The organism is Methylophilus sp. DW102, assembly GCF_037076555.1.
Lineage (GTDB): Bacteria > Pseudomonadota > Gammaproteobacteria > Burkholderiales > Methylophilaceae > Methylophilus > Methylophilus glucosoxydans.
In genome coordinates, this window is the sequence record NZ_AP029023.1 from 1,761,505 (window position 1) to 1,775,028 (window position 13,524).

Sequence of the window (13,524 nt, forward strand, 5' to 3'; positions counted from 1 at the left end):
TCAACATGCTTCGCATTTTACCGCTTAACACCCTGTTCACGCGTGCTTTTATTTTGATTGGCGCGCTGGCCTTGAGTGCCTGTGCCATTTTCGGCAATCCGAATCCCCCTGACGAAACCAAAGGCTGGAGCGAACAACGCCTTTATGCCACGGGCCAGGAAAAAATGGTTGACCGTAACTATGACAAGGCGATTGAGTACTTCCAGAAGCTGGAGGCACGTTATCCGCATGGTGCGTATGCGACACAGTCCCAACTCGAAGTTGCTTATGCCTACTACAAAAAATCAGAACCGATTCTTTGCCTGTCTGCGATAGACCGCTTTATCAAGCTCCACCCTAATCACCCCAACCTCGATTACGCCTACTATCTCAAGGGTCTGGCCACCTTTAACGAGCGCGGTGTGATTGAAAAATATACCAAGCAAGAAATTAACGACCGCGATCCCAAAACTCTGCGTATTTCGTTTAACGCCTTTAAAGAACTGGTTGAGCGCTTCCCTACCAGCCGCTATAAAAACGACGCCACCCAGCGCATGATTTACCTGGTCAATACACTGGCACTGCACGAAATGCATGTCGCGCGTTATTACATGCAACGCAAAGCCTACGTCGCCGCACTCAACCGTGCTCGCTATGTGCTTGAGACCTATCCCAATTCCAGCGCCATCGAAGATGCGCTGGTCATGGAGATCAGTGCTTACGATGCCATGGACATGACAGACCTGAAAAATGAAGCGCTGCGTGTTTTAAAAACCAACTATCCTGATAATCCTATGATTGCCGGTAAGGTTCAGGAAGAGGAAAAAGTCTGGTGGAAATTCTGGGAAAGCTTGTATTAAGCGCCTTCCATCCCATAAAAAACGCCAGTCTGCTGGCGTTTTTTATTGCCCATTCGTGATCACCGCCTGCGGCAAGCGCTTAAAGTGACGGCATTCAGCGGCCACGGCAGCCTTTTCAAACGGATGATCGTGATAGACATGGCGTCCGCGTAACAGCTGCCACAGTCCAGCCAGCAAATAGGCCGGAATAAAAAACAGGCCCCAGCATTCAGCTTGCCGCACATGCGTATGCTCATGTACGCGCAACTGCTGCAAAGCATGCGCGGAATAGCCAAGCACCACGTGACCGAATGTTATCGCAGCAAAGCCGCTATACCGGGCCAAGCGGCTGGCCAGCCAACCGCCAGAGACTTCCAGCACACCCGCCACTTGTCGCATTCGCGCGCCCGTCAGCATGAGCAGGCTGGCAAAGAGCAATCCAAGTACGGTATTAGGTGCGGCCCACAGATAGCGCAAACAATCCACGATAAATTTAGGCATAGGGAAGCAAGTTGCGCAAAGATGAAAAGATACCGGGTTAAGGCAGCCGATTTAAGCGCGTTTGACGCCAGTACAGCAGCATGCCAACCAGCATATTTAGTGTCCCCTGCCAGACGGGCAAAAACAGGAAAATCAGACCGCCCTGCGCATCGGGATACATGACCACGGTCTGGAAATATAGCCAGGCGACGACAGCCACTTCAATTACGCTAAAGCTCAACCATTGTTTTTGTATGCGCGGATGCTCAAAAAAATAATAGCCTGCATGCAGCGTCAGATAAGGGATTATCGTCCATAAAGTGATCAGCAAACCGCTCGCACTTTCCAAAAAAGCAAATCCGCGCGCAGCATATAGCTCAAAGCCAAGTGCCAACAGGGCACCTATCATAGCCGTAATCATGAGCGCTGATTTGAACATGCGCTCACCTCACCATCCACTGCATAGCACCCACGATGTTTATAGCTCTTCACCACTATCATTTTCGCCCCTCCTGGTTTCCCTGGTCCGTGCTATTTGGACTCAGGCGGCTCCTGCTCGGAAATCAGTAATTGATTATGGTCCGTTTTAAGATAAAACGTCCCATTCTGGTCAATTTGGATGGCACGAATCCGGTAACCACTTAACACAGGTTCGGCATACACCAGAGTCGTGCCCTCTTTGCGCACGCGATACAGCGTAGTATTACCCATGCCAGCCACAAACAAATCATGGTCCCAAAAATCATTGCGGCCAGTGGCCGGATACTTCACTAGCGGGCCGATGCCGATGGAAGGCACAAACGTCATGGCCGGTTTTTCGTAGCCTTCGTGGCTATTAAACTTGTTGCCATAATAGCCACTCATACCGTCGCGCTCGTAAATAGTGCCATAACTGACAATCGGCCAGCCATAATTTTTGCCACGTTTGATCAGGTTGATTTCGTCGCCGCCCCTGGGGCCATGATCCGTCAACCATAACTCATTGCTGTCGCGGTCAAAATACAAGCCGCCAGAGGGGGAGCGGAAACCACTGGCATACACCTCTGCATTCAAGCGCTGCAAGTCTATACGAATCACTTTGCCAACCGAGGTGGTCTTGTCCTGCACACGGTCCGGTTTGGAAAAATCGCCTATGCTCAGGTACAAGGTCCGCTCGTTTTCGCCCAGCGCCAGTTTGCCACCCACCTGATGTCCGAGTATCGGCTCTTTCATCGCCGGCCGGCTAATATAAATTTCGCGGTTAAAACTGACTTCGCTGTTCTCTACGTCGACCTCAAATTCGCTGACAGCCAGTCGTACGCCGTTATTGGCCTGATCCCAGGCGGTATAAGCCACATACAGGGTCTTACCCACCAGTAATGAATCCTTGACACCTGACAGTTCACGGCAATACACCAGCGATTTACTGCTACTTTCATCGGCAGAAGTTTCTTCACCCGGAATAAACTTCGCCAGCGGCTTGCCCGGCTTCACCAGCTCCATGGTTTCATTCTGGCGAACAAAATAAACCTCGCCACACTTGCTGATAAACAGTAATAGTTTTTTATCCAGGCGCTCAAACGGGCCCGTCGGGTACTGATCCTCAAACGGTAATTTATACTCTTTGAGGGCTTGCGTCCCAAACACGGACACAATCTTTGGTGTCTCCGGCTCCTGCTTTGCCTCTTTATCTGCTTGGGCAGCATCACTGCCAGAGAGCAATAACTTGGGCACTGTCGCATCGTCTGCCTGCACCTGGCCCAACCACCCGGACAACAGCAAAACAAAGAAAAAATGAATCAAAGATACGCGCGAGGCACGGCTCGCGCTTTTGAGTGAATAATGCAATGAAGGCTCCCTATTAGTTTATTTTTTCGAGTAGCCTTTGCTAAAAAAGTTTAAAAATAAAATTAAAAGGTATTTTTAAACAATATATTATTTATTTTTATTAAAGTAATTTGTGATATAAATTTTAAGCAATAGTCCGGCGATCAGTACGCCCCAAGCGATCAAGGTGAGCTGAATAAAGGCGGCAAATGCGTCCTGCTGGCAAACCCCTTGCAAGGCGGCAAAAGACGCATCGCACCCAAATGCAACCACGGCAAAGGCAAAGCCTGGACCTAAATGCAAAATGGTTAACCCGTAAATTAAGCCTCGCAACACAGCGTCACCCAATCCCAAATACTTAAAGCCAGCATTGTAAAGTGGGCTGCACGGATAGACTACTGCATGCCTTTAAAAATCTGGTAAGTGCCGCCCGTATAATTGCCCTGAAACGAAGTCGCCCGCATGCCTGCCACTAACTCCATTTCCAGTGGGACATGTTCGTAGGAATAAAGCGCGTGCCCTTTTTGAGTGCAGCGCGGACAAGCAATATTGTCATAGCTGTATACGTCCACCTGCACCTCATCCAGCCCGACGATACGTTGCGTGTGATAAGCCCCCAGGATGACTTTCTGAATCACCACGCCCGGCGCCAGCTGAATATGCCACGTGACAGGCTCATAAGCCATCAGGCCGAGAATCATGGGTTTGCTATCGTCAGTGATATTTACAGTGACTATGCGCTGATCACGACCCGCCAGTAAAAACGCATCGCATTCGCCTGGCACAAGTGGCCCCAACTTGCCCGCTGCCGCCCTGGCTGCCTGACATTGCGCCCACCAGGGTCGCTGGTCTGCCTCTGGTGGCAATGTGCCTTGGTAAACGCCAATCACATGCAAAGCCACGCTGGATTCTGCGGCAGATTTGAGGGGGATAGGCTGGGTAATGCTGGTCGGCTTAGGCGTACAACATCCAGCCAACCCTAAGGCCAGGGTGACAGCAAAAGCACGGTAAAAGGACAGTGAAGATGGCATGCTGAATACTTTCAACGCTGGTTTGTTGGCTAGGCATCACGTCATCAAGCATAAAAAGCTTCATTCGCCGTGATCACCGCATGCATTTATCAATAAATTCACAGCGCAAGCAATAGCCATTTGGGGCTATCAGCCCTGGGTACAACTAACGCTTCAGGGCTAGCAGCAACACGCCTGCGGCAACCAGTGCCAAGCCCAACCACTCGCGCAAAGACAAGCGCTCACCCAAAAACAGACAGGCAAATAGTGCAACCAGCACCAGACTGAATTTATCCACCGGTGCCACTTTCGACGCATCACCCAATTGCAGGGCACGGAAGTAACACAGCCAGGAAGCGCCCGTCGCCAGCGCTGACAAGCTCAAAAACAGCCAGGCACGTCCCGGCAAGCTCAAGGGATTACTCCACTTACCTGCTAGCCAGACAAAGGGCGCCAGCACCAGCGTAATCAGCACGGTACGAATCAATGTTGCAAAGTCTGAGTCTATGCCCTGAATACCGACCTTGGCAAAAATTGCCGTTAAGGCGGCAAAACAGGCCGACAGCGCCGCCCAGAAAAACCAATCCCCCGTCATTGACGCCCTCCCCGGCTTATCAAAGAAATGTCCTAATCCACATTCTGGCCAATGCGCCACAGCACGCCAGAAGGATCTGTCAGACAAAAATCGCGCATCCCCCATGGCTGCAACTGTATCGGCCAGAGCTTGATGCCATATTTTTGCACAATGCCCGTTTGCTCAATCTGCTGCCACCAGGCATCCACATCCGGGACCAGCAAATGCATCATAAAGTTTTCTGCCAGATTTTCTGCACAAAAATCCTGCAACAAAAAACTCACATGCTCAAAGTGGAAATAAGCCACCCCGCCACCCTCCGAGGCCATCTTGAAGCCTAAATCAAGATAAAACTGCTTGGATAACGCAAAGTCTTTGCTAGGCACAAACGCCTTGATTTCAGTGACCTGGAGAGTTGACATCTCAGCCCCTTTCGCTATCTAACCAGTAAATAGATCATCGCGATGGTTGTTGTCGCAGATAACCCCAACGACAAAAACAACATGGTCTTGTATGTCGTTACCTGTGTTCTGGCCTCCTCAGCGGCGTCTTCCAGAGCGAGGATGGCCTGCTGCATTTTTTCTGCCAGCAAGTGAATAGACTCGGCATTCTGCAAAGTCGCTGTCTGCAACTCCTCAATCTGCTTGGTCAATACAGGATCAACCTTTTCCGCCTCAGGCTTGGCGGTAAATGCCGGAATGGCAGCCGTTGCCACCTGCGCCAGATAAGGCGCAACGGCTTTAAGAATGGGTAAAAACTGAATGGCCACGTGTATCCTTTCTGCCTTAACGCAATACATTGATGCTCATGGTAAAGGCTATACTTGCACGCGTCCAGCATGGATTTCCCGAACTCACGACCACACCCACGTAAGTTTCAGGCTAAGGTTACGGTTTAAATAACCAACTTTTGCGCATTAACACAGCAATCACAAAAGGCCAAAAGAGCGTATTAATCACATCATGCAAACTGGCATTCCAGCGCCAATATCCCAAGCTATGCAGGTCATCCCGCATATCTAGCACTTCACCGCAGCAGGCCATGATAAACACAGTGAGCAAGGGCATAAAACGATGCCCCTGCCTACGAAAAATGCACATCGCAACAAAAAATACCATCAACCCAACATAAATATGCAATGCGTCTTTTGAAAGGCCCGTGACACTCACAATCGCCAACTTGATCGCTTGAAATGTTGAAACCGCCATACGCCCCTCATACTCTGGCACGATCAGCAGCCCCTAGTTGATGACTTTTGCTGAAACCTGATTGCATATTGCCAAGCCTCACTCAGATGTTGCGACAAGATCAAACTGACTTGCTATTGCTGCAATAACCTCTACCGGCCCCTCAATGCGCCATTCATCATAAGGATCCCACTCACATTTTAGCTTTATGCCAGCCCGTTTTAAGCGGATGCAGTCGTAATCAATTCCAGCATCAAAGCCACCGTAACGCGCATACATTTTCCAGCCCGTCTGCTCAAGCCATGCCAAAACGCTGGCAAACTCTTGATGTCCGATATTGGCAATGGCTGAAAAATCTCTCCTCCGAAACGGCCACATTACCAACCGGCGCATCAAATTGACGAACAGCTTCATAGCGTTTTGGAAAGAAGTCTGGATTCTAACGTCTACCCTGGGTGCCCTTAGACAGGGTCTAACCGGAGCGCTGTAAAAAGCCCGCTATTTTTGATTGGAGCGCTCTTTTTCATACTCTTCATAGGTTTTCTTGTTCAAATTCTCTAAACAACGATCAACCTCACTCGGGGGCTGATTGCGGCAATTGTTCTCAGCTCCGCGCTTTACCCCCTCATACCACGACTGAGAAGTGCAGCCTGCAATTGCCATGATCCAAAAAGAAAATGAGACAAAGGCGATGTATTGTTTTGTTTTTACTGGCAGATTCATATTTAAATGCTCAATAAGTGTAGCGTTAGTTTAATGGGCTAGCGAGGATGGCAGCGCAGCCGGAATTATTAAACTTGCGCGCATCGAAGTAAGTTCTCGCCAATCCCGCTTCATGGATGAGTTAGCCAACATGCTTAACAACAGAGAGCAAATGATAGACTCTCTCTGGCGAAAGTGCATGAGTTAATAATGGGTTGGCAAGCTCGAAAAGAACCTCACTAACGACAGGTTCGGATAATGCCAAATCATCTCTGCACTCAAGAGCATTGGCCCAGCTCTCAACATCTGACCCAGTGATTGAACCCTCGGCAAATAAAGTTAAAACCCGCTCTAGGTTTTCTGGAGTTAAGACAACTACATACTCTTCACTGTCCCATGCAAATTCAGACATTCGTGCAATTGCTTGAGCAATTGGTAACTCAGCATAGACAAGAGCTTTGAGAGCATCTACGCGGTTCATATGGTTAACGTTGAGGAAGGGGCTGCGCTTTAGCGCAGTCCCAGCATAGCGAACTTGACCGTATGTTAGACATTGCTTTCCCTATGCGCAAAAAGTTTATTGATTTCCAGATGCGCAGAAATATTACGAGCATATGTTTTTTCGTTACCGGCCAGCGTAGATGTGACACTCGAAAGATATGTACTTCGTAAATTTCTGCCCAGATGATCGAAGAGCGTGTTGCAGAGCTTTATACCCGCAATCTTTTGACCATTCAAATGCAGATAACAGGCAAGAGCAAATGTATCTCTGTAGAGCACCCTTTCTGTTGCCGTTTTGCTTTCTTCATCAATGATTGAACAAAGTTTATTGATGTCGACGATCTTCATAACTACTCCTTGGGATTATGCCTAACGAAAAGTAGACCCAAAAAACGAACCTAAACTTTATATAGGCCGGTGGCTGTAAATTCAATAAAATGATTTATCATAATTAAATCAATTATTATTATATTTTTATTACACCTTAATAAAAGGATCGCAGTATGGAAAACACACCTGAGGTAAAACCAGCACCAAAGTTGTTTCCTTTAATCGTAGAGCGATTGCGTTTAAAAAATTACAGCAACCGCACCGAAGAAGCTTATATACAGTGGATTAAACGCTTTATTTTGTTTCATGACAAGCGCCACCCCAGAGACATGGGCACGGCTGAAATTGAGGCGTTTTTGAACCATCTGGCGGTAGAGAAAAAGGTGGCGGCTAGCACTCAAAGTCAGGCGAAAAGCGCCCTGCTGTTTTTGTATGATGAGGTGTTGGAGCGGAATCTCCCAAAACTTGAAAACTTGACCAAGTTACCGGCAAAGAAAGACTTGCCTGTGGTATTGAGCAAGCAGGAGATACAGGCCGTACTTTCTGGGTTAGAGGGGATGATGTGGTTGATGGTGAGCTTGTTATACGGTAGTGGCTTGCGGGTGATGGAGTGCTTGCGCTTGCGGGTGGCGGATATTGATTTTGATCGGCAGGAAATTTTGGTGCGCGACCCGCAAGGTTATAAAAACCGTACGACATTATTACCAGGAACGTTGGTGCATCCTTTAAAAACACATTTGGCGTCTATTGAGGTATTACATGCCGAGGATTTGAGTAAAGGTTTAGGGGAAGTCTGGATGCCTGAGGGATTGGCTAAACGCTACCCCAATGCAGGTAAGGATTGGCAGTGGCAATATGTGTTTCCCTCAAGCCGTTTATCGGTTGCGCAGCAATCAGGCGGAGTTTACCGCCACCATGCGGATGAAAAACCAATACAGCGGGCGGTGAAAAATGTGGCCAAGCAATTAGGCATTAAAAAAACCGTGACGCCGAATACACTGAGGCACAGCTTTGCCACACACTTGCTGGAAGGTGGCCATGACTTGCAGACCGTGCAGCGCTTGTTGGGTCATGCCAATGAGGCAAACACTAAAGTCTATGCGCAACTGGTCAACACTGGCGGACGGAGCGTGGCCAGTCCACTTGATGTGATCAAACCAATTGTGTAATCAAGTCTCGCTAAGGTGTTTGCTTTATCATCGAGAGATTTTCACAGCCGATTAATTGGGAAAATTTATCAGCAGGCATGGGTTTGCCAAACAAATACCCCTGCCCTTCTTCGCATTGTTTGCTTTTAAGGTATTGATATTGCTCTGCCGTTTCTATGCCTTCGGCAATCGACTGTAAATCAAAGCCATGGGCGATATCGAGGGTCGCGCACACCACGGAGTCGTCTTCTTTGTGTTGCAGCATACCATTGACAAAGGTGCGGTCGATTTTAATGCGTGTGAGGGGATAAGTCTTGAGCAGGCTGAGCGAGGCGTAACCGGTCCCAAAATCGTCAAAGGCAATACCGACGCCGTGCTGCTTGAGTTTGCGTAGCGTGGCTAGCACAATCTCATCTTGATCCAGCGCGATATTTTCGGTGATTTCGAGTTCCAGCGCTTGCGCGGGTAGGCCATGTTTTGCCAACACCAGCATCACCTCATCGACCAACTCTCCGGTATGAAACTGCGCGCTAAATAAATTCACCCCTACCCGCAAATGCCCGGCACCTTGGCGACGCCAAAAAGCCAACTGGCTACAGGCTTCATCAAGTACCCAGCTGCCCACCGTGGCGGCCAGTGGTCCGCTCTCTAGTGCGGATAAAAAAGTAATAGGCGGCAGAAGGCCGCGTAGTGGATGGTTCCAGCGGATCAAGGCCTCGGCGCCAGTGATGAGGCCAGTTTGCAGGTTCACTTGAGGCTGGTAATACAACAAAAACTCGCCTTCATCGACAGCACGATGCAATTCAAGTGCATGTTGGCGGCGCGATACCGCGGCCTGGCGCAACTCAGGCACAAACAAACAGGCGCGGCCACGTCCTTGTGCCTTGGCTTTGAATAAAGCAAGGTCGGCATTGCTGACTAACTCTAAGGCTTCAAGCGTATGCAAGGGCGAAAGCGCAACTCCGCAACTGGCAATCACCCTCACAGACTGGCCTTGCATTTGCATCGGTTGCTCAATGCCATCAATCAGTTGCTGCGCAAACTGAGTGGCATCAGTTGGCACTTGCAGGCCGGGCACGACGACCGCAAACTCATCCCCACCCATACGCGCCACCAGACCATGCGCAGGGACAATCCGTAATAACCGTTGCGCGATTTCTCTCAATACGGCATCGCCAACGGTCCCCCCCATGGTGTCATTGATATCTTTAAAACCATCCAGATCTATCATAAACACCGCGGCAGCATGTGGCTGGCTGAGTGTTTCTTCAACAAAACGGTAAAAGCGGACCCGGTTATACAGGCCGGTGAGTGTATCGAGCAACGACTGCTTGCTTTCTGCTTGCAGCGTGGCTGCAGTGGCTGGCACGGGCTTGAGCACTGCTTCGAATTGCAGCTGGCCTTCAGCTTGCCAGGAAAATAACGATAGATTGACCAGAAAGCTCGTCCCCTCTTTATGAAGCCCTGTGAGCTCACACGAACTCGCCACACGGTCTAGTGACCGAGACTGCAATATGGTGTCTATTTTCTCTTGTAAAAGCGCAGCATCCGAGCTGGAAAACAATGTTTGCAGTGGGCGGCCCTCACCCTCGATGAGACGGTAACCAAACATATCGGCCGCGGCCTGATTCCAGGCAATGATCTGCTTGGCGGCATTAAACCAGACGATAGGGGTCGCAGCATGCGCCGCATATTCTTCAAAGTTTGGCCGGGTACGGCTGGCTGAAATTTCAATGCGGCGTAATTCAAGCCGGTCAGATACCATTTGCGCCAGCGCCCTCAATCTGGCCTGGTCTTCTAAAGAAAAATCAAAATGAGGTTGGTGGTCGACAATACACAAGGCGCCTAAGGCCAGGCCTTCTGGTGAAAGCAACCTGACCCCAGCATAAAAACGAATATTCGCCTCACCCGTGACCAGCGGATTGTCATGGAAGCGCTCATCCAGCAAGGCGTCTGGGACGACCATGACCTGGTTTTCGTTGATAGCATGGGCACAAAAAGAAACATCACGGCGCATATCCATTTCGCCAGCACCGACGGCGGCGGCGAAAAACACATGGTCGCTACCGATCATATTGACGGCCGCAATCGGCATGCGAAACATGCGTGCTGCAATGTCTACTACCGGCTCCAGATTGGCAATGACTTCTGGCTGATGCAGGCCATGGTCAAATAGCGCTTGCAACCTTTGCGGTTCATTAGCAGGTATTACTGGGCATTTCATCACAACCCCCTAGGCAAAGAGCATAGATGAATGACATGTCAATTTGCTTTTATGTCAATTCATAAAATTAAATTTTTTGTAACACTACTAATTTTATGCCATCAGCGCAAGCGCGCTGATCAAAGGGTTATTGACTGTCGCCGATGTGATTTTGGCCGCGCAATCTGGCCAGCTTCACCTGCTTTTGACGCTCACGCAAAGACTCTTTCTTTTCTGCGGTCAATTTTTCGTAGCAATAAGGGCAAGAAATACCGGCTTCATATTGCTCACTTTGCATTTCCTCTGTGGTGAGTGGCATGCGGCAGGCATAACACTGGTCATGGTCCCCTACCTCCAGGCCATGCTTGACCGCCACGCGCTGGTCAAACACAAAGCACTCGCCTTCCCACAGGCTTTGCTCTTTGGGCACGGTTTCCAGGTATTTAAGGATGCCGCCTTGCAGGTGATACACCTCTTCAAACCCTTGTTGCTTCATGAAAGAAGAGGCTTTTTCGCAACGGATGCCGCCGGTACAGAACATGGCGACTTTTTTGTGCTTGGTTTTATCCAGGTTTTCGGCAACATATTTGGGAAACTCACGGAAGGTGGTGGTTTTCGGGTCCACCGCGCCTTTAAAGGTGCCAATATGCACTTCATAGTCATTGCGTGTATCCAGCACAATGACGTCCGGGTCTGAAATAATGGCATTCCAGTCTTCGGGCTTAACATAGGTGCCCACGACCAGATTAGGATCTACCTCTGGCACGCCCATGGTGACGATTTCTTTTTTGAGCTTGACCTTCATGCGGTAAAACGGATGACTATCGGCCCAAGATTCTTTGTGCTCGAGATCAGCCAGTCGCGGATCCTGGCGCAAGTAGGTGAGCACGGCGCGGATATCTTCCGGCTTGCCAGCAATGGTGCCATTAATCCCTTCATGCGCCAACAGCAAGGTGCCTTTAATCTGGTGTTGCTGGCAAGTCTCTAAAATCGGTTGTTGCAGGTCTTTATAATTATCCAGCGTGACAAATTTATAGAGGGCAGCGGTGAGATATTGGCTCATGAGAAATCTGGCTTGATTGCAAAATCGCGATTTTACCACTCTAACCCACTGATGCAAAAAGAAAAACGGGCACGCGGCCCGTTTTCATACGCACACTGATTGGCTTTAAGGCTGAATCACCAGTATCTCGGCTTTACCGAGGCCACCCATATCGCCCATCCAGCGTTGTACGCGCTGACTGCTGATTTGCGCAAAGCGGCTATCTAGCAACTTAAAGGATTTATACAGAATTTTGAGGAAAGGCAGCTTGTGCAAACCACAGTCTATCCAGGTCGCCTGCGGCGCTGGCGATTGTGCCAATAATAAAGTCCCGCGTTTCATGCCGTAACCCAGATATACACCTGTGCTGCCCAGTACGCCCAGCGTCCCTGCCATCATGTCCGAGCCGCAATAGTCACCGGCATTGCCTTCAATCAACAGCATGCCGCGACGCATACGGTCGCCGGCACGTGCGCCAGCGTTGCCTTTGCAAATAAGAATACCGTTTTGCAGTTGCGCCCCTAAAAAGTCACCCGCATCCCCCTCAACCAATAGCTGGCCAGCCGTCATGCCGAAGCCGATGTATTGGTGCGAAGAAGTTGTGTTTTTAAAAGTCAGCTTAGTTGCCTCTGTGGCTGCGTCCACGCTCACCTCAAACGCGTCGGCAACAGACAAATTGGCCGCCAGTTTGATGGCGCCGATCTCGGTCTCGGTTTTGCCTTGCAAGGCCAGCGGCAATAAGGCACGGCAATCGACCGTGCGCGAGATTGGCTTGGCGGTTAATACGATATGGCTCATGCGGTCACCTCCCCGCTTAAAATTGGACGCAGTTTAAAGTGGTGCTGGCCCAGCTTGCCGCCGTAGTTACCGGCAGAAATACGCAAGATGCCATTTTCTTTACCCAGGCTACAGGCCGCTTCAATCCCAGCTTTCATCGAAACAGCAATATCTTCAAAAGTCAGGCCATTGACCACAATTTCCATCACGCTTTCCACCCGTGGATCGAGCTCGCTCTTAACCACGCCTTTAAGGGTTGGGCAGAATGCGTCGTTGGTACTGGCAAACATTTTGGGGTACTTGCTGCCCACCTTGGAACCAGAGCGCACCACCCCGCCCGGGAAAGGCATAATCACATTGGGCAGTTTGCGCATGGCATCAATGGCGGCTTCACAGGCCGTCAGCACTTGTGCCTGACTGGCGCCCAAGACCAGGAAGTTACCGCCGCCAATGGCACGTACCATGCCCGTGGTTTCTTCGGTTAAAAACTCGCCATCCATCACCGGAATACGCCAGTAGCGCTTAAGCTTGCCCGTGGCATCGGGGATTTGTTTGGACACCTGATAACCATCGCCAAAAAAGCGCAAATGTTTGCCGAGGCTGATCATGTCTTCTGACTCAATCCCGGCAAAGGCGGCCGCGGTTGGGCAAGTGAGAATACATTGGCCCATGCGCGTTTCGAGTTGTTGCATAAGCACTTTGCTGCCCATGGCAAACATGAGCACACTAACGCCCGGACGACCGTCCGGGGTTTCATCCTCGGACAACTCCCGCTCTATGCCCGCCTCGACGCCACAGCCAATCACACTGGTGGCAAAACCCGTCATGGCATTGGCGGCGTTATATGCCCAGCGCAAATTTTGCGCCGTAATCAGGATACGCGTGCCGCGCATATTAAATGCTTCAGCAAAGGTATCGTCTATGTCTACGCCATTTAACTGCATAT

Annotated in this window: 19 protein-coding genes; 2 read left to right on the forward strand and 17 right to left on the reverse strand. The window is 50.0% G+C overall.

Annotated features, from left to right (window positions below):
* Positions 1-5 precede the first annotated feature (5 nt).
* Positions 6-839 carry an outer membrane protein assembly factor BamD gene (locus tag AACH41_RS08085; RefSeq protein ID WP_338654338.1) on the forward strand — a complete coding sequence of 278 codons (834 nt, stop codon included), beginning with the start codon at positions 6-8 and terminating at the stop codon, positions 837-839.
* Between the two features lie 42 nt (positions 840-881).
* Here AACH41_RS08085 and AACH41_RS08090 read toward each other — a convergent pair whose 3' ends face one another.
* From AACH41_RS08090 to AACH41_RS08150, 13 genes are all read right to left on the reverse strand, one after another.
* Positions 882-1,319: a hypothetical protein gene (locus AACH41_RS08090; protein ID WP_338654340.1), complete on the reverse strand. Its 438-nt coding sequence runs from the start codon at positions 1,317-1,319 to the stop codon at positions 882-884.
* A gap of 37 nt (positions 1,320-1,356) precedes the next feature.
* Complete coding sequence (locus tag AACH41_RS08095) at positions 1,357-1,737, reverse strand: hypothetical protein (protein WP_338654342.1); 381 nt, start codon at positions 1,735-1,737, stop codon at positions 1,357-1,359.
* 92 nt (positions 1,738-1,829) lie between these two features.
* Positions 1,830-3,125, reverse strand: coding sequence for a PQQ-dependent sugar dehydrogenase (locus AACH41_RS08100; RefSeq protein WP_338654344.1), 1,296 nt, complete (start codon positions 3,123-3,125; stop codon positions 1,830-1,832).
* Positions 3,126-3,212: 87 nt separating this feature from the next.
* Positions 3,213-3,440 carry a hypothetical protein gene (locus AACH41_RS08105; protein ID WP_275355444.1) on the reverse strand — a complete coding sequence of 76 codons (228 nt, stop codon included), beginning with the start codon at positions 3,438-3,440 and terminating at the stop codon, positions 3,213-3,215.
* 59 nt (positions 3,441-3,499) lie between these two features.
* Positions 3,500-4,135 (reverse strand): hypothetical protein, encoded by a 636-nt coding sequence (locus AACH41_RS08110; protein ID WP_338654346.1) that lies wholly within the window; start codon positions 4,133-4,135, stop codon positions 3,500-3,502.
* 145 nt (positions 4,136-4,280) lie between these two features.
* Entirely contained in the window at positions 4,281-4,709 is a 429-nt protein-coding gene (locus tag AACH41_RS08115) for an EamA family transporter (RefSeq protein WP_194747765.1), read from the reverse strand.
* Between the two features lie 32 nt (positions 4,710-4,741).
* Complete coding sequence (locus tag AACH41_RS08120; protein WP_194747767.1) at positions 4,742-5,110, reverse strand: VOC family protein; 369 nt, start codon at positions 5,108-5,110, stop codon at positions 4,742-4,744.
* 14 nt (positions 5,111-5,124) lie between these two features.
* On the reverse strand, positions 5,125-5,457 hold the full coding sequence (locus AACH41_RS08125; RefSeq protein WP_194747769.1) for a hypothetical protein: 333 nt from the start codon (positions 5,455-5,457) through the stop codon (positions 5,125-5,127).
* A 118-nt stretch (positions 5,458-5,575) separates the two neighbouring features.
* Complete coding sequence (locus AACH41_RS08130; protein ID WP_338654349.1) at positions 5,576-5,896, reverse strand: hypothetical protein; 321 nt, start codon at positions 5,894-5,896, stop codon at positions 5,576-5,578.
* A 78-nt stretch (positions 5,897-5,974) separates the two neighbouring features.
* The gene (locus AACH41_RS08135) at positions 5,975-6,289 is read right to left on the reverse strand and encodes a hypothetical protein (protein ID WP_338654351.1); all 315 of its coding nucleotides are present in this window, start codon (positions 6,287-6,289) and stop codon (positions 5,975-5,977) included.
* Positions 6,290-6,373: 84 nt separating this feature from the next.
* Positions 6,374-6,598 carry a hypothetical protein gene (locus AACH41_RS08140; RefSeq protein WP_338654353.1) on the reverse strand — a complete coding sequence of 75 codons (225 nt, stop codon included), beginning with the start codon at positions 6,596-6,598 and terminating at the stop codon, positions 6,374-6,376.
* 121 nt (positions 6,599-6,719) lie between these two features.
* Entirely contained in the window at positions 6,720-7,058 is a 339-nt protein-coding gene (locus AACH41_RS08145; protein WP_338654354.1) for a hypothetical protein, read from the reverse strand.
* Between the two features lie 65 nt (positions 7,059-7,123).
* Positions 7,124-7,426, reverse strand: coding sequence for a hypothetical protein (locus AACH41_RS08150; protein WP_194747776.1), 303 nt, complete (start codon positions 7,424-7,426; stop codon positions 7,124-7,126).
* A gap of 155 nt (positions 7,427-7,581) precedes the next feature.
* Here AACH41_RS08150 and AACH41_RS08155 point away from each other — a divergent pair, with 155 nt between their 5' ends.
* Positions 7,582-8,577 (forward strand): integron integrase, encoded by a 996-nt coding sequence (locus AACH41_RS08155; RefSeq protein ID WP_338654356.1) that lies wholly within the window; start codon positions 7,582-7,584, stop codon positions 8,575-8,577.
* A 10-nt stretch (positions 8,578-8,587) separates the two neighbouring features.
* Here the strand turns inward: AACH41_RS08155 and AACH41_RS08160 are convergent, their stop codons facing one another.
* From AACH41_RS08160 to fhcD, 4 genes are all read right to left on the reverse strand, one after another.
* The gene (locus AACH41_RS08160) at positions 8,588-10,780 is read right to left on the reverse strand and encodes an EAL domain-containing protein (RefSeq protein WP_338654357.1); all 2,193 of its coding nucleotides are present in this window, start codon (positions 10,778-10,780) and stop codon (positions 8,588-8,590) included.
* 127 nt (positions 10,781-10,907) lie between these two features.
* The gene (locus AACH41_RS08165) at positions 10,908-11,822 is read right to left on the reverse strand and encodes a rhodanese-related sulfurtransferase (protein ID WP_194747779.1); all 915 of its coding nucleotides are present in this window, start codon (positions 11,820-11,822) and stop codon (positions 10,908-10,910) included.
* 105 nt (positions 11,823-11,927) lie between these two features.
* Positions 11,928-12,599 carry a formylmethanofuran dehydrogenase subunit C gene (locus tag AACH41_RS08170; RefSeq protein WP_338654359.1) on the reverse strand — a complete coding sequence of 224 codons (672 nt, stop codon included), beginning with the start codon at positions 12,597-12,599 and terminating at the stop codon, positions 11,928-11,930.
* On the reverse strand, positions 12,596-13,522 hold the full coding sequence (gene fhcD / locus AACH41_RS08175; protein ID WP_338654361.1) for a formylmethanofuran--tetrahydromethanopterin N-formyltransferase: 927 nt from the start codon (positions 13,520-13,522) through the stop codon (positions 12,596-12,598). Before fhcD ends, AACH41_RS08170 begins: the two co-directional genes overlap by 4 nt.
* Between the last annotated feature and the right edge of the window lie 2 nt (positions 13,523-13,524).

Excerpts from the sequence above, each read along its gene's own strand:
- AACH41_RS08085 (WP_338654338.1), top strand. The coding sequence starts at position 6 with ATGCTTCGCATTTTACCGCTTAACACCCTGTTCACGCGTGCTTTTATT.
- AACH41_RS08090 (WP_338654340.1), bottom strand. The coding sequence starts at position 1,319 with ATGCCTAAATTTATCGTGGATTGTTTGCGCTATCTGTGGGCCGCACCT.
- AACH41_RS08095 (WP_338654342.1), bottom strand. The coding sequence starts at position 1,737 with ATGTTCAAATCAGCGCTCATGATTACGGCTATGATAGGTGCCCTGTTG.
- AACH41_RS08110 (WP_338654346.1), bottom strand. The coding sequence starts at position 4,135 with ATGCCATCTTCACTGTCCTTTTACCGTGCTTTTGCTGTCACCCTGGCC.
- AACH41_RS08115 (WP_194747765.1), bottom strand. The coding sequence starts at position 4,709 with ATGACGGGGGATTGGTTTTTCTGGGCGGCGCTGTCGGCCTGTTTTGCC.
- AACH41_RS08120 (WP_194747767.1), bottom strand. The coding sequence starts at position 5,110 with ATGTCAACTCTCCAGGTCACTGAAATCAAGGCGTTTGTGCCTAGCAAA.
- AACH41_RS08130 (WP_338654349.1), bottom strand. The coding sequence starts at position 5,896 with ATGGCGGTTTCAACATTTCAAGCGATCAAGTTGGCGATTGTGAGTGTC.
- AACH41_RS08135 (WP_338654351.1), bottom strand. The coding sequence starts at position 6,289 with ATGAAGCTGTTCGTCAATTTGATGCGCCGGTTGGTAATGTGGCCGTTT.
- AACH41_RS08140 (WP_338654353.1), bottom strand. The coding sequence starts at position 6,598 with ATGAATCTGCCAGTAAAAACAAAACAATACATCGCCTTTGTCTCATTT.
- AACH41_RS08145 (WP_338654354.1), bottom strand. The coding sequence starts at position 7,058 with ATGAACCGCGTAGATGCTCTCAAAGCTCTTGTCTATGCTGAGTTACCA.
- AACH41_RS08150 (WP_194747776.1), bottom strand. The coding sequence starts at position 7,426 with ATGAAGATCGTCGACATCAATAAACTTTGTTCAATCATTGATGAAGAA.
- AACH41_RS08155 (WP_338654356.1), top strand. The coding sequence starts at position 7,582 with ATGGAAAACACACCTGAGGTAAAACCAGCACCAAAGTTGTTTCCTTTA.
- AACH41_RS08160 (WP_338654357.1), bottom strand. The coding sequence starts at position 10,780 with ATGAAATGCCCAGTAATACCTGCTAATGAACCGCAAAGGTTGCAAGCG.
- AACH41_RS08165 (WP_194747779.1), bottom strand. The coding sequence starts at position 11,822 with ATGAGCCAATATCTCACCGCTGCCCTCTATAAATTTGTCACGCTGGAT.
- AACH41_RS08170 (WP_338654359.1), bottom strand. The coding sequence starts at position 12,599 with ATGAGCCATATCGTATTAACCGCCAAGCCAATCTCGCGCACGGTCGAT.
- fhcD (WP_338654361.1), bottom strand. The coding sequence starts at position 13,522 with ATGCAGTTAAATGGCGTAGACATAGACGATACCTTTGCTGAAGCATTT.